The sequence below is a fragment of the Saccharopolyspora phatthalungensis genome (assembly GCF_014203395.1).
GTDB classification, from domain to species: Bacteria; Actinomycetota; Actinomycetes; order Mycobacteriales; family Pseudonocardiaceae; genus Saccharopolyspora; species Saccharopolyspora phatthalungensis.
Window position 1 is genome coordinate 4,075,246 of record NZ_JACHIW010000001.1, and the last position, 19,717, is coordinate 4,094,962.

At 68.1% G+C, this 19,717-nt stretch carries 16 protein-coding genes; 10 read left to right on the top strand and 6 right to left on the bottom strand.

The features are described 5' to 3' along the window. Positions 1–146: 146 nt before the first annotated feature. Both nrdR and BJ970_RS18750 read left to right on the top strand, forming a co-directional pair. Entirely contained in the window at positions 147–641 is a 495-nt protein-coding gene (gene nrdR, locus BJ970_RS18745; protein WP_184727441.1) for a transcriptional regulator NrdR, read from the top strand. A 178-nt stretch (positions 642–819) separates the two neighbouring features. Continuing rightward, positions 820–3,645: a vitamin B12-dependent ribonucleotide reductase gene (locus BJ970_RS18750; RefSeq protein ID WP_184727442.1), complete on the top strand. Its 2,826-nt coding sequence runs from the start codon at positions 820–822 to the stop codon at positions 3,643–3,645. Between the two features lie 597 nt (positions 3,646–4,242). Here the strand turns inward: BJ970_RS18750 and BJ970_RS18755 are convergent. Then, a complete protein-coding gene (locus tag BJ970_RS18755; RefSeq protein ID WP_184727443.1) occupies positions 4,243–4,842 on the bottom strand; it encodes a TetR/AcrR family transcriptional regulator in 600 nt (199 codons plus the stop codon). A 224-nt stretch (positions 4,843–5,066) separates the two neighbouring features. Here BJ970_RS18755 and BJ970_RS37970 point away from each other — a divergent pair, with 224 nt between their 5' ends. Then, a complete protein-coding gene (locus tag BJ970_RS37970; protein ID WP_312864310.1) occupies positions 5,067–5,456 on the top strand; it encodes an SDR family oxidoreductase in 390 nt (129 codons plus the stop codon). Here the strand turns inward: BJ970_RS37970 and BJ970_RS18765 are convergent. Beyond that, entirely contained in the window at positions 5,429–5,728 is a 300-nt protein-coding gene (locus BJ970_RS18765; RefSeq protein WP_184727444.1) for a hypothetical protein, read from the bottom strand. The two genes, BJ970_RS37970 and BJ970_RS18765, sit on opposite strands and share 28 nt — an antisense overlap. A gap of 159 nt (positions 5,729–5,887) precedes the next feature. Between BJ970_RS18765 and BJ970_RS18770 the strand changes: the two genes are divergently transcribed. Together BJ970_RS18770 and BJ970_RS18775 are read left to right on the top strand one after the other, a co-directional pair. Beyond that, positions 5,888–7,669: a Xaa-Pro dipeptidyl-peptidase gene (locus BJ970_RS18770; protein WP_184727445.1), complete on the top strand. Its 1,782-nt coding sequence runs from the start codon at positions 5,888–5,890 to the stop codon at positions 7,667–7,669. A 200-nt stretch (positions 7,670–7,869) separates the two neighbouring features. Continuing rightward, a complete protein-coding gene (locus tag BJ970_RS18775; RefSeq protein ID WP_184727446.1) occupies positions 7,870–8,982 on the top strand; it encodes a DUF4192 domain-containing protein in 1,113 nt (370 codons plus the stop codon). 38 nt (positions 8,983–9,020) lie between these two features. On the opposite strand, the gene galE is transcribed toward BJ970_RS18775, so the two are convergent. The 3 genes from galE to BJ970_RS18790 form a co-directional block, all read right to left on the bottom strand. Then, complete coding sequence (galE, locus tag BJ970_RS18780) at positions 9,021–9,983, bottom strand: UDP-glucose 4-epimerase GalE (protein WP_184727447.1); 963 nt, start codon at positions 9,981–9,983, stop codon at positions 9,021–9,023. 75 nt (positions 9,984–10,058) lie between these two features. Beyond that, positions 10,059–11,237, bottom strand: a complete 1,179-nt coding sequence (gene galK, locus BJ970_RS18785) for a galactokinase (RefSeq protein WP_184727448.1) — start codon at positions 11,235–11,237, stop codon at positions 10,059–10,061. Then, positions 11,234–11,929 carry an iron-dependent transcriptional repressor DtxR gene (locus BJ970_RS18790; RefSeq protein WP_184727449.1) on the bottom strand — a complete coding sequence of 232 codons (696 nt, stop codon included), beginning with the start codon at positions 11,927–11,929 and terminating at the stop codon, positions 11,234–11,236. The genes galK and BJ970_RS18790 overlap by 4 nt, the downstream gene beginning before the upstream one ends. A gap of 122 nt (positions 11,930–12,051) precedes the next feature. Between BJ970_RS18790 and BJ970_RS18795 the strand changes: the two genes are divergently transcribed. The 5 genes from BJ970_RS18795 to BJ970_RS18815 all read left to right on the top strand — a co-directional run bounded on the left by BJ970_RS18795 (position 12,052) and on the right by BJ970_RS18815 (position 17,891). Continuing rightward, positions 12,052–12,903: a sulfurtransferase gene (locus BJ970_RS18795; RefSeq protein ID WP_184727450.1), complete on the top strand. Its 852-nt coding sequence runs from the start codon at positions 12,052–12,054 to the stop codon at positions 12,901–12,903. Positions 12,904–13,103: 200 nt separating this feature from the next. Further along, positions 13,104–14,279 carry an acetoin utilization protein AcuC gene (locus BJ970_RS18800; RefSeq protein WP_184727451.1) on the top strand — a complete coding sequence of 392 codons (1,176 nt, stop codon included), beginning with the start codon at positions 13,104–13,106 and terminating at the stop codon, positions 14,277–14,279. Positions 14,280–14,301: 22 nt separating this feature from the next. Next, positions 14,302–16,974, top strand: a complete 2,673-nt coding sequence (locus BJ970_RS18805) for a bifunctional acetate--CoA ligase family protein/GNAT family N-acetyltransferase (protein ID WP_184729208.1) — start codon at positions 14,302–14,304, stop codon at positions 16,972–16,974. Between the two features lie 60 nt (positions 16,975–17,034). Then, complete coding sequence (locus BJ970_RS18810; RefSeq protein ID WP_184727452.1) at positions 17,035–17,388, top strand: hypothetical protein; 354 nt, start codon at positions 17,035–17,037, stop codon at positions 17,386–17,388. A 47-nt stretch (positions 17,389–17,435) separates the two neighbouring features. Then, positions 17,436–17,891 (top strand): hypothetical protein, encoded by a 456-nt coding sequence (locus BJ970_RS18815; protein ID WP_184727453.1) that lies wholly within the window; start codon positions 17,436–17,438, stop codon positions 17,889–17,891. A gap of 111 nt (positions 17,892–18,002) precedes the next feature. On the opposite strand, the gene BJ970_RS18820 is transcribed toward BJ970_RS18815, so the two are convergent. Beyond that, positions 18,003–19,655, bottom strand: a complete 1,653-nt coding sequence (locus tag BJ970_RS18820; RefSeq protein ID WP_184727454.1) for a fumarate hydratase — start codon at positions 19,653–19,655, stop codon at positions 18,003–18,005. Positions 19,656–19,717 lie beyond the last annotated feature (62 nt).

Here is a 19,717-nt window from a genome sequence, read left to right on the forward strand (position 1 = left end):
GAGTCGACCACAACATCTAGTAGTTACGTCCGTGTATTTAGTCCACAGGTTGGGCCTGCAGGGTATTCATGCGCCCACGGAGGGTGAGTTGGTCGCTGGCCGCCGACGGTCGGCCGCGACCACACTGGGGAAGGGGGTGAGGGCCGGTGCGGTGCCCGTTCTGTCGCGGCGAGGACTCCCGGGTCGTCGATTCGCGCGAGGTCGAGGAAGGCCAGGCGATCCGGCGTAGGCGATCGTGCTCGACGTGCGGTCGACGGTTCACGACCATTGAGGAATTGGTGCTGTCGGTGGTCAAGCGTTCCGGTGTCACCGAGCCCTTCAGTCGCGAGAAGGTGGTCCGCGGCGTGCGCCGCGCCTGCCAGGGGCGTCCGGTCGAGGAGGATGCGCTGCAGCAGCTCGCGCACCAGGTAGAGGACGCGATCCGGTCTCTCGGCGTGTCCGAGCTACCCAGCCACGAGGTGGGGCTGGCGATCCTCGGGCCGCTGCGGGAACTCGACGAGGTCGCCTACCTCCGCTTCGCGAGCGTGTACCGGGCGTATTCCTCGGTGGAGGACTTCGAGAAGGAGATCACCGACCTCCGCGCGGCGCGACCCGCCGCGCAGGCCGGTACGGAGCAGAGCACGGAGAGCGGGCGTGAGTAAACCGCGTCGGCGCGCGCCGCGCCGCGGGCGCGCAAACGCAAGACGTCAGCCGACGGTCCAGGGTGGGACGTCGCTGAGGACAGAGTCACGACCGAACCGGACGGGGAGCCCGGACGGGGCTGACGAAGCACTACGAGCGAGCCATAGGCGAGCGATGGAGAAGGAAGAGGGTCAGGTCATGACAGAGACCGTCGGTAGCCCGGCCGGCGCTTCGGGGGAGCCGGCAGCAGGTGCCCGCAAGGGCATCCGGGTGCAGCGCGTCTACACCACGGAGGGGGTGCACCCCTATGACGAGGTCAAGTGGGAGCGCCGCGATGTGGTGATGACCAACTGGCGGGACGGGTCGGTCAATTTCGAACAGCGCGGGGTGGAGTTCCCCGACTTCTGGTCGCTAAACGCCGTCAACATCGTCACCAGCAAGTACTTCCGCGGTGCGGTGGGCACCGATGACCGCGAGAGCAGCCTCCGGCAGCTCATCGATCGCGTGGTGCTGACCTACGTCGCGGCGGGCGTCGAGCACGGCTATTTCGCGACCGACGCCGACGCCGAGATCTTCGAGCACGAGCTGACCTGGATGCTGCTGCACCAGGTGTTCAGCTTCAACTCGCCGGTGTGGTTCAACGTCGGCACCAGCTCCCGGCAGCAGGTGTCGGCCTGCTTCATCCTGTCCGTCGACGACACGATGGAGTCGATCCTCGACTGGTACAAGGAAGAGGGCCTGATCTTCAAGGGCGGTTCCGGGGCCGGGCTGAACCTGTCCCGCATTCGCTCCTCGCGGGAGCTGCTGTCCTCCGGTGGCACCGCCTCCGGTCCGGTGTCGTTCATGCGCGGCGCGGACGCGTCCGCGGGCACCATCAAGTCGGGCGGCGCGACCCGCCGGGCGGCGAAGATGGTCGTGCTGGATGTCGATCACCCCGACATCGAGGAGTTCATCGAGACCAAGGCGCGCGAGGAGCACAAGATCCGAGCGCTGCGCGACGCCGGATTCGATATGGACCTCGGCGGTGCCGACGCAAACTCGGTGCAGTACCAGAACGCCAACAACTCGGTGCGCGTTTCGGACGAGTTCATGCGCGCGGTGGAGAGCAACGGCCGGTTCGGGCTGCGGGCCCGGATGACCGGGGAGGTGCTGGACACGGTGCAGGCCCGCGACCTGTTCCGCAAGATGGCGCACGCCGCTTGGGAGTGCGCGGACCCGGGCATCCAGTACGACGACACGATCAACGACTGGCACACCTCGCCGGAGACGGGCCGGATCACCGCGTCCAACCCGTGCTCGGAGTACATGCACCTAGACAACTCCAGCTGCAACCTGGCCTCGTTGAACTTGCTGAAGTTCCTGCGCGATGACCTGACCTTCGATGCCGAGCTGTTCGAGAAGGCCGTCGAGTTCGTCATCACCGCGATGGACATCTCGATCAGCTTCGCGGACTTCCCGACCGAGGCGATCGGCGACACCACCCGGAAGTTCCGGCAGCTGGGCATCGGATACGCCAACCTGGGCGCGTTGCTGATGGCGACCGGCCACGCCTACGACTCCGACGGCGGCCGCGCATTGGCGGCGGCGATCACCTCGCTGATGACCGGCACCGCTTACAAGCGGTCGGCGGAGCTGGCCGGCGTGGTCGGCCCGTACGACGGCTACGCCCGTAACGCCGACGCCCATCAGCGCGTGATGCGCAAGCACGCGGCGGCCAACGACCTGGTCCGCACCTACCACCGCAACGACGCCGCCGTGCACAAGCTGGCGACGAAGGTGTGGCAGGACGGCCTGGAAATCGGTGCCCGCAACGGCTGGCGCAATGCGCAGGCGTCGGTGCTGGCCCCGACCGGGACCATCGGCCTGATGATGGACTGCGACACCACCGGCATCGAGCCGGACCTGGCGCTGGTCAAGTTCAAGAAGCTGGTCGGCGGCGGCTCCATGCAGATCGTCAACCAGACGGTGCCGCGGGCGCTGCAAGCCCTGGGCTACCAGGACGAGCAGATCGAGGCCATCGTCGAGTACATCGCCGAGCACGGCCACGTCATCGACGCACCGGGCCTGCGCCAGGAGCACTACGAGGTCTTCGACTGCGCGATGGGCGAGCGTTCGATCGCGCCGATGGGCCACGTGCGGATGATGGCGGCGGTGCAGCCGTTCATCTCCGGCGCAATCTCCAAGACGGTGAACATGCCGGAGGCCGCGACCATTGAGGAGGTCGAGCAGCTCTACTTCGAGGGTTGGAAGCTTGGCCTGAAGGCGCTGGCGATCTACCGCGACAACTGCAAGGTCGGCCAGCCGCTGTCGGCCGGCAAGGGCGACAAGGCGGAGTCTGACAAGGCGGCCGAGAAGGAGATCGAGTACCGCCCGGTCCGCAAGCGGCTGCCGAAGAAGCGCCCGAGCCAGACGGTGTCGTTCACCGTCGGCGGCGCCGAAGGTTACCTGCACGCGGGCTCGTACCCGGACGACGGGCTGGGCGAGATCTTCGTCAAGCTCGGCAAGCAGGGTTCGACGCTGGCCGGTGTCATGGACGCCTTCTCGATGTCGATCTCGGTGGGTCTGCAGTACGGCATCCCGCTGGAGTTCTACGTCTCGAAGTTCCAGAACCTGCGCTTCGAACCGGCCGGGATGACCGACGACCCGGACATCCGGATGGCCAGCAGTGTGCTGGATTACCTGTTCCGCCGGCTCGCGCTGGACTACCTGTCCTACGAGAAGCGGGCCCAGCTCGGCGTTTTCACCGTCGACGAGCGGGAAGCACAGGTCAACGGCACCGATGTGGCGGCCGCGGAGCAGCACAGCGAGGTCGACCTGGACATGATGCGGTCCACTGTGGACTACTCGAAGAGGGCCGAGCCAAAGGGCGACGAGCAGCGCGTGGGTAGCTCCACCGAGCTGCTGGAGCTGCGACTCGGCAAGGCCGCGGACGCGCCGCTGTGCATGACTTGCGGCACCAAGATGCGTCCGTCGGGCTCCTGCTACCTGTGCGAAGGCTGCGGCTCCACCTCCGGCTGCAGTTGATTCCGGGCCGAGTTGCATTTGATGCAACATTGGGCAGGGTTCGCATAAGCGGCTGACGTGCAGGTCAGGGTGGGCACCGGCTATCGAGCTGGTGCCCACCCTGACGCGTTTTGCAGGGAAGATCCAGTCCTCTCTGGACAGATTCAACGATGTTGTCGGTCGCGGTGTCGTGGGCGCGCAACTACCAGAACACGCTCCGGCTATTCTGCGACTTCGTCAGCGGCGCTCGGTATGGCTAACCGACGAAGTGCTTGGAGCTGTTTGGTTCGGCGTCACAACAGATCCTGCACGAACACGATCAGCCATGTCGCCGAGTACGAGGGTGACCCCAACCGACGGCCGTTGACCTACGACGAGGTGCAGGCGCTGTTTGACGCGGCCGAGGGTCGGGTGGAGGAGATCCAGTCTCGGCATCGCAAGGGAGCGCTGACCGCGATGCGAGACTCGGCGATGCTGAAAACGGTCTATGCCTTCAAGGCTTCGCCGTCAGGAACCATGGAGGGTGCGGCGGCAAGATCCTGCACTCTTGCTGTGCATCGGAGCGAGGTGAGTCGCAGGCTGGCCCCGCTGTGCTTTTGCACCCGGTGCCGGCAGCGGTCAGCTCTGGTGGCGCTGAACTGCACCTTCGGCCGAGCTCAATGCACCCTGGAGGGCGCCGAGGCATACCTCGCGGAGCTCGATACGGGAGAAGGTCTCGTTCGCCAGCCATTCCACGCAGATCGCGCGAACGAATGCCAGCCAGGCGTGCAGGGCGGCCGATGCGACCTCGCGGCGAAGGCCGTCGAGCCCGGACGCATCGAGCATGCGCTGTCGTAGTTGCCCCAGTTCGTCGGAGATGATCGCTTGAATAGTCGGGTCGCCCGAGAGCACTCGGTTCGCGGTCAGGACGGTCTGCCGGTTTGCCACGAAGTAGTCGATGTGCGCGTCCAACCCGGCCGATACCTGTTCGACCATCGGTCCGGCGGGGTCGAGCTCTACCACCGCCAGCAGCTCGTCCGCCGCGCGCTGATAGATCGCGGCGAACAAGTCGCGCTTGCTCGCGAAGTAGCGGTACAAGTTGGCGCGAGACGCGCCCGCCAGTTCGGCGATGTCCTCCATCAACACCTCGTCGTAGGGCCGTGTCGCGAACAATCGTGCGCCGACGTCAAGCAGCTCGCTCCGACGCTGGTCGGGCGTCAGCCGCCGTCGTGGTCTCATGCCGGAAACGTTAGTTGACGTGTGTCTTTCAAGGGCGAACCTATCCATAATGCGGGGTCCGATCCGCCGATGGCATCGGTTCGGAGCGGATTCCGAGCAGTATCGCCGCGCATTCCCGCGCGGGAGCGCGGCTTCGGCCGTGGCCCGCCCGGCGGCCGATCGTCACATCAGGAGGGCTCGTCTCGTTCTACCGTTGACGGGGTCGCCGGGGAAAGGACCAACAGGTGCCGAAGCCGATCTTGGTGACGGGTGGGACGGGCACGCTGGGCCAGGCCGTCGTGCGCCGATTGCTCGATTCCGGTCATGACGTACGAGTGCTGAGCCGCCGCCCGAAGACCGCGAAGCTCCCGTACGAGTGGGCGACCGGGGACCTGCACACGGGTGAGGGCATCGGCGCGGCGACGTCCGGAGTGGATGCGATCGTGCACTGCGCCACCACTATGGGGCGAAAGGACGTGACGGCGACCCAGCGCCGGTCGGGTTTTGACCGTTTCCGCACCTGGTGTTCCACGCTTGCACCCGCCGTACATCGCCGACCGGTGCAGGCTGTGGCGCTGAGCGCGACGACTGCGTTGGGTCCGGGTGCTCACCTGCGGCGTTTAGCCAGCAGGTGAGCGGCGGCGGCCGTCGCGGCGGTCACGGTGAACACCGACGGCCAAGCACCGATCTTCTTCGCCAGTGGATGCGAACCGGTCAGCGCCGTTGCATAGGTCGCGCCCAACGTAAGAGCCGGGGCCACACCGGTCCGGCGGCGGCACGCCTCCATGGCGCCCAGCCCAGCGCCCGCCGCGACGACTCCTCCCAAGTATCGGTTCTTGGTGGTGCGGGCGACCGCGAAGCCACCGATCAATCCGGCAGAGGTCAGCAGGCTGGATGGAATGGACATGCTCGCTCCATGCGGGTTCGGTGCCGAGTGTTTGCTTCGACTCTACTGCGCGGCGTACGGGTGGTTCTGGGGTAAACCCGCCGGGGAGGTGATTGACTTCGCATTCTGCGCTGAGAAAAGTGCTGGTGTCGATTGCCCCTTCGGCCTCTGGGAGCCTGCATGCGGCGCGTTCGGATGTGTTTGCTGGCGGCGGTTTGCGTCCTACCGCTCACCGGGTGGCCGGCGATCGCGGAACCACCGCAGGGCCCGGTTTTCCAGGAGGGTGCGGCACAACCGGTGTTCGACCCGGTCCAAGCGGTGCGCGAGGACCTGTTCGTCACGGCACCCGTGGACAGCGACCGCGACGGACGCGAAGACCTGGTGCACGTCCAGGTGGTCCGGCCGAAGGAAACCGAGCAGGGCCTCCGGGTGCCGGTCGTCTTCCAGGCGAGCCCCTATTTCTCCGGTGTCAATGACGTTCCCAACCACAACGTCGACACCGAGCTTTACGTCCCCGAGCAGCGCGGGAACCGGACGGTTCGCGCGGCCGGAGGCGACGGGCGGCTGGCGGTGGCCGCCGACATCAAATGGGCGTACGAGGAGTTCCTGCTGGCCAGGGGCTATGCCGTGGTGTACGGGGAGTCGCTGGGCACCGGCCTGTCCACCGGCTGCCCGACCACCGGGGGCGTGAACGAAACGATCGGCGCCAAGTCGGTCGTCGACTGGCTGAACTCTCGCGCAGCTGGCCACGATGCGGCCGGTGCACCGGTAACGGCAGGCTGGGCGACCGGGAAGGTCGGCATGATGGGTGTGTCCTACAACGGCACGTTGCCGAACGCGGTGGCCAGCACAGGCGTCGAAGGACTTGAGGCGATCGTGCCGATCGGGGCGATCTCGAACTGGTATGACTACTACCGCGCGGACGGGGCGATCGTCGCGCCCGGTGGTTACCAGGGCGAAGATGCCGACGTGCTCGCCAAGTACGTGCTCACCCGTGCGGATCGCGAGCCGTGCCAGGCGGTGATCGACCGGCTCAGGATGGATCAGGACCGGATCACCGGGGATCACAGCCCATTCTGGGACGAGCGGAACTACCTCAACGACGTCGACAAGGTCCACGCCGCGGTGCTGGCCGTGCATGGGCTCAACGACTGGAACGTCAAGACCAGGCAGGCGGCGCAGTGGTATGGGGCGCTGCGGGAAGGCAATGTGCCGCACAAGATCTGGTGGCATCAGAAGGGGCACATCGATCCACTCCGGCTGCGGGAGCAGGAGTGGCTGCGCACGCTGAACCGGTGGTTCACTCGTTACCTCTACGAGGTCCCCAATGGCGTGGAGGAGGAGCCGAGGGCCACCGTGCAACGCGAGGACGGCAACTGGACCGAGGAAGCCGAGTGGCCCGCTCCGGAAGCGCGCAAGGTGACGCTGCGGCCCACTCCGGGTGGAGCCGGGCGGGGCGGGCTCACCGTGGCGCAGGTTGCCAGTCGGGCGGTGGAGGCGCTGCGCGATGACGCTGGCCAGTTGGCGGAAGACCTTGCGGCGGCGCCGAGTTCGCCGAATCGGCTGGCATACCTAAGCTCCCCGCTGACGGCCCCGGCCCGGGTCAGTGGAACGGTGCGCGCCGATCTGGCGTTGACTTTCGACCGGCCAGCCGCCAACGTGACGGCCTTGCTGGTTGATCAGGCTCCGGACGGCTCGGTCTCGGTCGTGACCCGCGGTTGGGCGGATCCGCAGAACCGGCACGCGATCGATCGGACCTCGCCCATCGAACCGGGCAAGAACTACTCGATCAACGTGGTCATGCAGCCCGACGACTACGTGTTCGCGCCGGGACACCGGCTTGGAATCGTCGTGCTTTCCAGCGATCACGACTACACGTTGCGCCCGAAGCCGGGAGTCGGACTGGAACTCGACCTGTCCCGAACGTCGATCCGGCTGCCAGTCGTCGGGTCGATCGAGTAGCCCCACCGCCACGAGGATTCACCTCGAGCCGTGGCACTGAGCGTTAGCGACGATGGAGTGAGACAAATGGCCCGGAAGATCGTCACTCCATAGTGGATTTTGTCGTTCTTTTCGACTGAATTGTCCACAGCAGACGGGCTTGTCAAGAGATTTTGAAAAGGTGCTTTCGCCGACGCGGTTCGGCGTCGATCGTTTGCGTCATGACAACGCGACTCAACACCACCATCTCGCTGACCGAACCCGCCGACGTTCTCGCCGCCGTGCCGCACATGCTTGGGTTCCATCCGATGCACTCGCTGGTCGTGCTCACCTTGCACGACCTGGCAGGTACGCCGCAGTTCGGCGTGACGCTGCGCACCGATCTGCCTTGTAGGATGCGGGTTTGCGGCTTCGGTGAGCACTTGCTCGCCGGCCCGCTGGGCAGACAACAAGCCGAAGCCGTGGTCCTGGTCGTCGTCGGCGAGAAACCGAGTGGCGACGCCTGCCGTGACGTCTGCGACGGCAGCTGTCAAGATCCACCAACACTTTCCACTGTGGACGGATGCGATACCGGACCGCCGCACGCCGACCTGATCGACGTGGTCAGCGACGCGTTCCATCGCGCCGGGATCGTGACCGCCCACGCGCTGTGGGTCCCGGAGATCCGGGCCGGCGCCGAGTGGGTGTGCTACGCCGACCCTGAGTGCTCTGGTGCCATGGCCGACCCGCACGGTTCGGCGATGGCGGCGGCGATGGCCGCGGCCGGCGTGGTGACCTTCGGCAGCCGAGAGGAACTGCGGACCCTGGTCGGACCCGAGTCCGCCGAGACCGTGGCCCGTTGGTCGGCGAAGCTGGACTTGCTGACCGAGGAACTCATGGAGGGCTACGACCCGGGCAAGGTCGCCCGCGACGTGCGGACCGTCTTCGCGGCGATCGAACGCACCGGCAGCGGTGCCGCGCTGACCGAGGACGACCTGCTGCGCGTGCTGCTCGCGGTTGCCGACACCAGGGTGCGCGACATCGTGTTGGGCACCGCCCTGGGCGATACGGCCAGGGCAGCCGAGGAGCTCTGGCTGACCCTGGTCCGCAAAGCGCCCGACCCGGAGTTGGCGGAGGTCGCCGCGCTACTGGCGTTCTCCGCCTACCTGCGTGGGGATGGAGCGCTGGCCGGCGTCGTGCTGGATCGCATCGAGCGGGCCCAGCCGGACCATCGGCTCGGGCTCCTGCTCCGGCAGACCATCGACGCCGGTATCCCACCGACCGAACTGGCGGTCATCGCCCGCGATGCCGCCGACGACGCCCGGATCATGCTCGAAGAGGACGGAGCTTGGTGATGAAGTACGACGAGATGACCGAAATACCCGCGCGACGTTCAGGATTCCTGGCGCAGCCGAGTGAAATCCCAAGCGTCCCGCACGATGACCTCAAGGTCGGCACGCTCCGGCGCCCAGCCCAGTTCCTCCCGCGCGCGTTGACTCGAAGCAACCAGAGTTGCCGGGTCACCGGCCCGTCGCGGCGCCACGTTCGCCGGAATGGGGTGGCCGGTCACCTTGCGGCAGGTGTCGATCACCTGCCTGACCGAGAAGCCGGTGCCGTTGCCGAGGTTGTAGATCCGGTGCCGACCGGGGGCGGCGTTGGCCAGCGCCAGCAAGTGGGCGTCGGCCAGGTCGGTGACGTGGATGTAGTCCCGGATGCAGGTGCCGTCGGCGGTGGGCCAGTCCTCGCCGAAGATCTGTACCTGCTCTCGCTGGCCGAGAGCCACCTGCAGCACGATCGGGATGAGATGCGTCTCGACCGTGTGCCGCTCGCCGAACGCCCCGTGTGCGCCGGCAACGTTGAAGTACCGCAGGCTGACCGCGCCGATGCCGTGGGCGTCGGCGTAGGACGTGATCGCGTGGTCGATCGCCAGCTTCGTCGCGCCGTAGGTATTCGTCGGACGCGTCGCGGTGTCCTCCGTGATCGGCGTGACCGCCGGCTCACCGTAGGTCGCGGCGGTGGACGAGAACACCAGCCGCCGCGTGCCGTGTTCGCGCATCGCGTCCAGCAGCCGCAGCGAGGTGACCACGTTGCCCTGCCAGTACTTCTGCGGGTCCTGCATGGATTCGCCGACCAGCGACTTGGCCGCGAAATGCAGCACTCCCTCGAACGACTCGGCGAGCAGGCCGCTCGCCGCCGCCGCGATGTCCGCTTGGATGAACTTGCAGCCGTCCGGGATCGCGTCGGCGTGACCGGTGGACAGGTCGTCGACCACGACGACCTCGTGACCGGCCTCGACCAAGCGTGCCGCGCACACGCTTCCGACGTAGCCTGCACCGCCTGTGACGAGGAGCTTCACCTGCGTACTGCCTTCCGTGGTAGATCTACTTCGGGCGCCGTCAACCGGCGGGCGGCAGCGGTTGCCCGGTGGTGGTCACAGGTCCCGCCCCGCACCGGCGGAGGGTACCGCTGTGAACAACCGGGGTGCCGTGAGGTGCTGGCGCTCGAACGCGCTCCGGACGGCGCGCTCGATGTCGGGCCGGTCGGCAACGGGCACCAGCGCGATCGCCGAACCCCCGAAGCCGCCGCCGATCATCCGGGCGCCCAGCGCACCGGCCTCCAGCGCGCTGTCCACCGCGAGGTCCAGTTCGGGTGCGGAAACCCGGTAGTCGTCGCGGAGGCTTGCGTGCGAGGCCGTCAGCAAAGGGCCGATCTCGGCGTACCGCCCGGCGCGGAGCTCGTCCACAGTGGTCAACACCCGGTCGTTCTCGGTGACCACGTGCCGGACCAGCGGCCGGAGTTCCTCCGGAAGGTTAGGCAGGGTCGCCGCAAGGTCACCGATGGCCACGTCGCGAAGTGCTTTCAGCTCCAGCAGGTCCGCCGCGCGTTCGCAGCCCTGCCGCCGTTGCCCGTAACCGGACTCGCTGTGCGAGTGCTTCACGCGGGTGTCGATCACCAGCAGCTCCAAGCCGACGCTGCGGGGATCGAACGGGATCTGCTCGGACTCGCCGGAGCGGACGTCGAAGAACAGCGCGTGCGCCGCGGTGCAGGCCAGCGACGCGGTCTGGTCGAGCAGGCCGGTCGGCGCCCCGGCGAAGTCGTTTTCCGCCCGTTGCACCAGCCGTGCGATCTCGCCAAGGCTGAGTGCGTCCGGCTCGCCTGGGGCCTGGTGCACGGTGTCCAGCAGCGCCAACGCCACCGCGCATTCCAGGGCGTGCGAGGACGACAGCCCGGCGCCGGTCGGTACCTCGCCGACCACCACCAGGTCGGCGCCACCGAGCGTGAACCCGGCTTCACGCAGGGCCCAAGCGACGCCCGCCGGGTAGGCGGCCCAGCCGCTGGGGTTGCCGGGGCTCAGTTCCTCGGTGGTCACGGCGGGACTGCGGTGCAGCCGTCCGTCGCTGCCGAGGGTGGCGACGGAAAACAACCTGTCGGGACGGGGACGAATCGCGACGGCAGTACGGTGGGGCAGGGCAATGGGGAGCACGAACCCGTCGTTGTAGTCGGTGTGCTCCCCGATCACGTTCACCCGTCCAGGCGCGGACCAGACCGCGCTCGCGGCGCCGCCGTGCTCGTCGGCGAACAACGCCGCCGCTCGGTTGGCCGCGCTCACTTGGCGCGCACCATGACGGCGTGCGCGATGCCGACCGACAGCTCGGTGCTGCCGTTGTCGCCGCGGACCTCGATCGGCTTGTTCGGCCCGACCACAGACATGATCTCCACCTCGTTGCCCGGCACGACGCCGACTTGCTTCAGTTCCGTCATCAGGTCGGGATCGAGTTGGACGTGCTCGGCGATGCGGCGGATGACGGCACGTCCCCCGCCGTTGCGGGCGATCTCGTCGACCCGCTGTAGGTCGCCGTCGGCCGGTACCTCGACGTGGTCCACGCCGAGTTCGTCGAGCCCCGGAATCGGGTTGCCGTAGGGCGAGGTCGTGGGACCACCGAGCAGCTTGACGAGCTTGCGCTCGACGGCTTCGCTCATCACGTGCTCCCATCGGCACGCTTCATTGTGGACGTGCTCCCATTCGAGACCGATCACGTCGACGAGAAGCCGTTCGGCGAGGCGGTGCTTGCGCATCACGCTTATCGCGCGGGCGCGGCCGGCCTTGGTGAGCTCAAGGTGGCGATCCTCGGCGACGGTCAGCAGTCCGTCGCGTTCCATGCGGGCGACCGTCTGGCTCACCGTGGGGCCGCTCTGCTCCAACCGTTCGGCGATTCGGGCCCGGAGCGGAACCACGCCCTCTTCTTCGAGGTCGTAGATGGTGCGGAGGTACATCTCAGTGGTATCGATGAGATCGTTCACGTCGGCTCCCCATTCAGTCCCAACCACGATGCTAGTCGCACCGGGCGACAGCGGTCAGTGGTCAGGGAGTTGACTTCCAGGATTTCCGACAGGCTTCGTCGCCGGGCTACGAAAGGGCCGTCATGCATCCTTTGATCAGTACCGATGATCTCACGTCCGCGTTGTGGGAGGCACCGCCCCCGACCCTCCTGGACGTCCGGTGGTCGCTGCTGGGGCCACCGGGCCGGGAGGATTTCGAGAGGGGACACCTGCCGGGCGCGGTGTACGTCGATCTGGACACCGACCTGGCCGCCGAACCGGGTCCGGCGGGGCGCCACCCGCTGCCTGACCCCGGCGACCTCGAAGCGGTGCTGCGCCGGGCGGGCGTCGACGGTGACCGGCCGGTGGTCGTCTACGACGCGGACAACGGCTCGGTCGCGGCCCGAGCGTGGTGGTTGCTTCGTTGGGCCGGGCACGAGTCGGTGGCTGTGCTCGACGGCGGCTACGCGGCCTGGGTGGCCGAGGAGCGCACCATCACGACGGACCGACCGAACCCGGCCGAGGGCGATTTCCGCGTCCGGCCGGGCTCGATGCCGGTCGTGGATGCGGACTCCGCCGCTCGGCTCGCACGCGAGGGCATCCTGCTGGACGCCCGTGCACCGGAACGCTATCGGGGAGACGTCGAGCCGGTGGATCCGAGGCCCGGGCACATCCCTGGAGCGTTGAACGCGCCGTTCAGTGCGCACGTGGCGGCCTCCGGCCGATGGCGTAGCCCGGAGGAACTGGCGAAGCACTTCGCTGACCTCGGCGTCGACGCCGTCGGCCAGGTCGGGGCGTACTGCGGGTCGGGCGTGACAGCCTGCTCGGTCCTGCTCGCGTTGGAACACGCGGGTGTGACCGACCGGCAGCACCCGGCGGTGCTGTACCCGGGATCGTGGTCGAACTGGTCGGCGGATCCGGCCCGACCGGCCGCGACCGGATCGGAGGCCGGATGAGAGATCGATCCGCCGGGGCGGGCGCCGGCCAGTAGCTGCTCGTGGCCGACGTCGCATATTCGGTGGCGCGAAAATCGGAGAGCCCGTGGTCTAGTAGGCGACCGCGGTGCCCGCCGGGGACGCGATTAGCCCTGCTGTGCAACGCGATCATGCACATTGTGTGCTGTGTTCGGCGACACAGGACAGGTAGCGTCCGGGGCATGGGTTCTCAGTGCGCAGTGGTGTGGGACGACTCGGTGCTCGACTACGACCTTGGTGGCCACCACCCGCTGCATCCCATCCGGTTGGAGCTGACCATGCGGTTGGCCCGCTCGCTCGGCGTCCTCGACGGCGTCGAGGTGATCAAACCAGAACCGGCCGCGGATGCGGACTTGGAGCGGGTGCACACGGCCGAGTACCTGGCAGCGGTGCGTTCCGCGCCATTCGTGGGTTCGGAGGTCGGTCACGGGCTGGGCACCGAGGACAACCCGATCTTCGACCGGATGCATGACGCGGCGGCGTTGATAGCGGGCGCTTCGATCCGGGCGGCCGAGCAGATCGTGTCGGGCAAAGCGGACCGGGCGGTCAACATCGCCGGTGGGCTGCACCACGCGATGGCCGATCACGCGGCGGGGTTCTGCATCTACAACGACTGCTCGGTGGCCATCGGGTGGATGCTCGAGCAGGGCGTGGAGCGCATCGCCTACCTCGACATCGACGTGCACCACGGCGACGGGGTGCAGGCGGCGTTCTACGACGACCCGCGGGTCATGACCATCTCGCTGCACCAGCACCCGCTCACCCTGTGGCCGGGAACCGGGTTCTCCACCGAGGTCGGCTCCGGCGCCGCCGACGGCACCGCGATCAACATCCCGTTGCCGCCGGGGACCGGAGATGCCGACTGGCGGCGCGCCTTCCACGCGGTGGTGCCGTCGGTGCTCGACGCGTTCCGGCCGCAGGTGTTGGTGACGCAGTGTGGCGCGGACGCGCACCGGGAGGATCCGCTCGCGGACCTGTCGGTGAGCGTCGACGGGCAGCGCGCGACATACCAGAACCTGCGGGCGCTGGCCGAGAGCTACGCGGGCGGCAAATGGCTGGCCCTGGGTGGCGGTGGCTACTCGCTGTTCCGGGTGGTGCCGCGCGCCTGGACGCACCTATTGGCGACGCTGCTGGACCGCGACCTCGACCCGGCGACGACCATCCCGGGGGACTGGATCGCGCACACCGTGCGGGTCGCCGACAACGTGCCGCTGCCGACCTCGATGACCGACGGCGCCGACCCCGCTTTCCAGCCGTGGACCGGGGTCACGGCGTCCGCAGTGGACACCTCGATTCGTAATACCCGGCACGCGGTGTTTCCGTTGCATGGTCTCGACCCGGTCGACAGCCGCGACTGAGGAGTCCGAAGTGGACGGAGTGATGCAGGGCGCGGAGCAAACACAGTCGCAAGCAGACTACCCCCGGCGATGGGAAGCCGACGTGGTGCTTTCCGACGGCGGCACCGTGCATTTACGGCCGATTACCGAAGCCGACGCCGAGAAGCTCGTCGTGTTCCACGGGCGGCTCAGCGACCGGACCCGGTACTACCGCTACTTCGGCCCGTACCCGCGGATGCCGCAGCGGGACGTGGAGCGTTTCACCCGCGTCGATTACTTCGACCGCGTGGCGCTGGTGGCGCTGCTCGGTGATGACATCGTCGCGGTCGGCCGCTACGACCGGCTCGGCGAGCAGGACTCGGCCGAGGTGGCGTTCGTGGTGCAGGACCAGCACCAGGGACGCGGCCTCGGGTCGATCCTGCTGGAGCACTTGGCCGCCGCGGCGCGGGAGCGGGGGCTGCGGCGCTTCGTGGCCGAGGTGCTCGCCGAGAACTCGATGATGGTGCGGGTGTTCCGGGACGCCGGTTATCAGGTGAGCCGCGCCATAGAAGAAGGCGTCCTGCACCTGGAATTCGACATCGATCCCACCGAGGAGTCAGTGGCCGTGGCCCGCGCTCGCGAGCAGGGCGCCGAGGCCCGCAGCGTGCACAACCTGCTGCGGCCGCGGTCGGTTGCGGTGATCGGGGCCTCCACCGATCACGCCAAGATCGGCCACGCGGTGCTCACCAACCTGCTGACCGCGGACTTCACCGGCCCGGTCTACCCGGTGAACCCGGAGCACCGCTCGGTGCGCGGAGTGCGCGCTTACCCCTCGGTGCTCGACATCCCCGACGAGGTCGACCTGGCGGTGGTGGCGATCCCGGCCGCCAGCGTCATCGGGGTGCTCGACGACTGCCTGGCCAAGGGGGTGAAGACCCTGGTCATCGTCAGTTCCGGGTTCAGCGAGATCGGCCCGGACGGTCGCGAGGTGGAGCGCGAGATGGTGCGGGCGGCGCGCGTGCACGGCATGCGCGTGGTCGGCCCCAACGCGCTGGGAGTGGTCAACACCGATCCGGAGTTCCGGCTGAACGCCAGCCTGGCCCCGCAACTGCCCGGTCGCGGCCGCACCGGGTTCTTCTGCCAATCCGGCGCACTTGGGGTGGCGATCCTGGCCACCGCCACCGAGCGTGGCCTGGGGCTGTCGACGTTCGTCTCGGCGGGCAACCGTGCCGACGTCTCCGGCAACGACCTGTTGCAGTACTGGCAGACCGACCCGGCGACCGACGTGGTGCTGCTTTACCTGGAGTCGTTCGGCAATCCGCGAAAGTTCGGCCGGGTGGCCCGGCGGCTGGCGCGCAGGAAGCCGGTCGTGGTGGTGAAGTCCGGACGCAACGCGGTGCGCCCTGGCCTAGCGGCCACCTCGGTGCAAATCGACGAGACCAGCGTGCAGGCGTTGTTCGAGCAGTCCGGCGTCATCCGGGTCGAGTCCGTTGCGCAGATGTTCGACGCCGCCCTGCTGCTGGCGCACCAGCCGTTGCCGCAGGGCGATCGTGTGGCGATCGTGGGCAACTCCTCGGCACTGGGCATGATCGCCGCCGATGTGGCGCAGGCCCAGCAGCTGAAGCTGGCCTGCGATCCGGTCGACGTGGGCGCGTCGGCGGGGCCGGAGGAGTTCGCAGCCGCGGTCCGCGACGCCGCCCTGCGCTCGGACGTCAACGCTTTGGTGACCGTGTTCGCCCCGCCGGTGGCGGTTCCGGGCACCGCCTACGCACGGGCCTTACGGGAGGCTTTACAGGACGCCGACATCGCACGTTCGAAACCGGTGGTGACCACGTTCCTGGCTGCCGAAGGTGTGCCCGACGAACTCGTGGTGCCGGGTCCGGACGGCATGACCGGCAAAGGATCGGTGCCCTCCTACCCAAGCCCGGAGCGCTCGGTGCTGGCGCTCGCGAGGGTGACCCGGTACGCGCAGTGGCGCGCCGCGCCGAAGGGGCACTTCGTGCGCCCCTCGGAGATCGACGAGGATCGGGCGAGGTCGCTGGTCAACGGCTGGCTGGCGGCCGGCGTCACGGGCCTCAGCGACGAGCAGGTGGTGGGGCTGCTCGGTTGCTACGGCATCGACATCGTGCCTTTCCGGCTGGTGACCGGGGTCGATGCGGCGGTTGAAGCGGCCGCGGAACTGGGCTATCCGGTGGTGCTGAAGTCGGCGAGCGATCAACTGCGGCACCGCACCGACCTGGTGGGCGTCCGTCTCGACCTGGGTAGCGCCCAGGCCGTGCGGTCCGCATACGCCGGTATCCGGCAGGTCTCCGGGCTCGACGAGGTTTACGTGCAGTGCATGGCCGCGCGCGGAACGTCGTGCGTCATCGATCTGACCGAGGACCCGTCCTTCGGCACGCTGGTCTCGTTCGGACTTTCCGGTGTGGCCAGCGAATTGCTCGGTGACAAGGCATACCGGGCGCTCCCGCTGTCCGATGTGGATGTTTCCGCACTGGTGCGGGCGCCCCGGGCCGCTCCACTGTTGGCCGGGTACCGGGGCACCGAACCGGCCGATCTCGCGGCGCTGGAGGACCTCGTGCTGCGGGTGGCGACGCTGGCAGAGGACCTGCCGGAGGTGCGCGCTCTCGCATTACAACCCGTGCTGGCCTCTCCGTCGGGGGCAGTGGTCACCGGCGCCAGGGTCGGCATCGGGGCCTCGCCTGCGGCATTGGATGCCGGGCCGCGCCGGCTGCGCTGATGCGCGGACCGAGCGGGCAACCCTGTCCTGTCCGGAACTGGTCTGTTCGGGACCCAGCTGGTGGCGATGATGTCGGCGTTGTTCGGTTACTGGCCCGGCCAGCGGTTCGGCTTCGGTGGCTGTCAGGCGGTCGACCTGATGCAGGACTGGGCGCGGCAGGCCCGCACCGGCCGTTACCGCCTGAACGGCTCGGCGACCGACTACGAGACGGCACTGCTGGAACTGCGCCAGCCGCTGCTGACCGTCAGCGTCGCGGGCGACCGGCTGACCCCACTGTCCTCAGTGGACCGTTCGGCTGCGAAGGCCCGTCAAGCACCGCGCATCGCCAAGCACTACACCCGGCCCGACCAAACCACGCACCGGCCCCCGACCACTGGCGGTTCCGAAATACGGGAAAGATGTGGATTGGTCTGATGCGGATTTCGCGCAACCGACCGCTCCAGCCAATCCGTCCCTAGAGCATGAGACGCCTACACACCACAGCGGGTGCGGGGGCTCTGCTCCTAGCGTTGGCAGCCTGCGCCCAACAGCCAACCAACGAAGTCGGCTTCGGCGGCCAGCCACCGGTGCCGCCCGGCCCGGTGCAGCCGAAATCGGAACAGGAACGTGTCCCGGTCACCGAGGCCTCGGTGGACGCGTCGATGCTGCCCAAGGGCTATCCGACGAAGGTCTGGACCCAGGACGACGGCGCTGTCGTCGTGGCCACCGGTCAGGAAGGCGGCTGCAGCAAGGTACACGCCGAACTCGGCGAGCAGACCGCGGACCATGTCAAGGTCGTGTTCGTCGAGGAAACCCCTGAGCCACCGGGAATTTGCACCATGGACCTGCGCTACCCGCCGGTGGCGGTGCGTCTGGACGCGCCGCTTGAGGCGCGGAAGGTCGTGCTGGAACAACGGGACGTCAAGGTGCCTCGCTGACAGCTGACGGCGGAAACGCTGCGCTTCCTTCCCGTCGCACGAAACCGTTCAGTGACAACCTAAAGACCGGTTCTCCCGCAGGAGGTGGGGCGCCTGCGGGAGAACCACCATTCAACGGCCAAGGGAAATCTGCAGGGTTGGCTTGGTGGCGTTGGCGAAGAAGTCGTTGCCCTTGTCGTCGACCACGACGAACGCGGGGAAGTCCTCGACCTCGATGCGCCACACTGCTTCCATGCCGAGCTCGGGGTATTCCAGGACCTCGACCTTTCGAATGCAGTCCTGGGCCAGCCGAGCGGCGGGACCGCCGATGGAACCGAGGTAGAAGCCGCCGTGGTGGTGGCAGGATTCGGTCACCTTCGCCGACCGGTTGCCCTTGGCCAGCATTACCAGCGAGCCGCCCGCTGCTTGGAACTGCTCGACATAGGCGTCCATGCGACCGGCGGTGGTGGGGCCGAAGGAGCCGGAGGCGTAGCCCTCCGGGGTCTTGGCCGGGCCCGCGTAGTACACCGGGTGATCGCGCAGGTAGTCGGGCATCGCTTCACCGGCGTCGAGCCGCTCGGCGATCTTGGCGTGCGCGATGTCGCGCGCCACCACCAGCGGACCGGTCAACGACACCCGGGTCTTGACCGGCAGCCTGGACAGTTCCGCGCGGATCTCAGCCATCGGCCGGTTCAGGTCGATCTTGACGACCTCGTCGGAAAGCTGCTCGTCTTCCACGTCCGGCAGGTAGCGGGCCGGGTCGCGCTCCAACTGCTCCAGGAACACGCCCTCCGGGGTGATCTTCGCCTTGGCCTGGCGGTCCGCCGAGCACGACACCGCGACACCCACCGGCAGCGATGCGCCGTGCCGGGGTAGCCGGATGACCCGCACGTCGTGGCAGAAGTACTTGCCGCCGAACTGTGCGCCGATGCCGAACTGCCGGGTCATCTCCAGCACCTGCCGCTCCATTTCGACATCGCGCAGGGCGTGCCCGGAGGCCGAACCTTCCCGTGGCAGTTCGTCGAGGTAGCGGGCGGAGGCCAGCTTGGCGACCTTGAGGTTGAACTCGGCGGACATGCCGCCGACCACGATCGCCAGGTGGTAGGGCGGGCAGGCCGCGGTGCCCAGCGAGCGCAGCTTCTCCTCCAGGAACCGGCCGAGCCGCGACGGGTTCAACAGCGCCTTGGTCTCCTGGTACAGGAACGTCTTGTTCGCGCTGCCGCCGCCCTTGGCCAGGAACAGGAACTCGTAGCTCGGGTCGGTGCCGGGCTTGTTGTACAGCTCGATCTGCGCGGGTAGGTTGCTGCCGGTGTTGCGCTCGTCCCAGAAGTTCAGCGGCGCCATCTGGGAGTACCGCAGGTTGAGGTCTTGGTAGGCGTCGAAGATGCCCCGGGCCAGCGCCTCCTCATCGCGCCCGCCGGTGAGCACGGTCTCGGCGCGCTTGCCGATGACGATCGCGGTGCCGGTGTCCTGGCACATCGGCAGCACGCCGCCGGCGGACACGCACGCGTTGCGCAGCAGGTCGGTGGCCACGAACCGGTCGTTCGCGCTGGCCTCCGGGTCGTCGATGATCGCGCGCAGTTGCGCCAGGTGGGACGGGCGCAGCAGGTGCTGGATGTCCTTGATCGCCTCGGTTGCCAGGGCGGTGAGCGTGGTCGGCTCGACTTCGAGGAAGCGTCGCCCGACCGCCTCGACGACCCTGATGCCTTCGGTGGTCACCAGGCGGTAGTCGGTGTGGTCGGGGCCGAGGGCGAGCACCTCGGTGAAATCGAACTTGGTGGTCACGTCGCGGCTCCTTTGCGCGCGTTCGGGTTACGCGATGCCCAATACAACCGCGCGGTAGATCA